The sequence below is a fragment of the Escherichia sp. E1V33 genome (genome assembly GCF_004211955.1).
In the GTDB taxonomy this organism is placed as follows: Bacteria; Pseudomonadota; Gammaproteobacteria; order Enterobacterales; family Enterobacteriaceae; genus Escherichia.
On sequence record NZ_RHJI01000047.1, the window covers coordinates 1 to 1,000 of the forward strand.

General features: G+C 48.3%; 2 protein-coding genes. Both read left to right on the top strand.

Translation table 11 applies throughout. The features are described 5' to 3' along the window. The first annotated feature begins 159 nt into the window (after nucleotides 1-159). Entirely contained in the window at nucleotides 160-867 is a 708-nt protein-coding gene (locus D9742_RS22770) for a Rad52/Rad22 family DNA repair protein (RefSeq protein WP_130238320.1), read from the top strand. Beyond that, a partial coding sequence (gene ssb, locus D9742_RS22775; RefSeq protein ID WP_130238321.1) for a single-stranded DNA-binding protein occupies nucleotides 868-1,000 on the top strand: 133 nt, incomplete at its 3' end.

A 1,000-nucleotide genomic window follows, 5' to 3' on the forward strand; every position in this document is an offset into this window, starting at 1 on the left:
GAAGGAGAGCAAGTTACAGAGACGCATGTACACGCAGAAAGCTCTCTGGTATCGCCATAATGGTGACCGCGAAGGAATGCGGGTATGCCTTAATTTGTCCCGAGTCGAAGTATTAAATCAGCGTTATTTCCTTGGGCCGTGTCCATTCTGAGGTGAATTATGGATTTGAACAAATTCGATGAGCCATTCAGCCCTGAAGATATCGAATGGCGAATACAGCAAAGCGGTAAAACACGCGATGGCAAGGTGTGGGCTATGGTGCTGGCTTATGTCACGAACCGGGCAATCATGAAACGCCTGGACGATGTTTGCGGCAAAGCAGGATGGCGCAATGAATACCGCGATATTCCCAACAACGGCGGAGTTGAATGCGGCATATCAATCAGGATTGATTCCGAATGGGTAACCAAATGGGATGCTGCTGAAAACACGCAGGTAGAAGCCGTCAAAGGTGGTCGTTCCGGTGCAATGAAGCGCGCTGCCGTTCAATGGGGAATCGGTCGGTATCTGTATAACCTTGAGGAAGGTTTCGCACAAACATCTCTCGATAAAAAGCAGGGGTGGCACAGGGCAAAACTGAAGGATGGAACAGGATTTTACTGGCTCCCTCCATCGCTGCCGGGATGGGCAATCCCAGCATCAGATAACAAACCATCACCAGAAAATACCAACCAGAAATCTCCATCGGTTGACTGCGAACAAATCCTGAAAGACTTCAGCGATTATGCAGCGACAGAAACTGACAAGAAAAAACTCATCGAGCGTTATCAGCGTGACTGGCAATTAATGGCTGGCAATGAGGATGCGCAGGCTAAATGCGTTCAGGTAATGAACATCAGAGTTAACGAACTAAAACAGGCGGCATAAATGGCAATTAGAGGCGTAAATAAGGTGATTATCCTTGGTCGGGTAGGGCAAGACCCGGAAGTTCGATACTCACCATCAGGAACAGCGTTCGCTAACCTGACAATAGCCACGTCAGAACAATGGCGAGATAAAA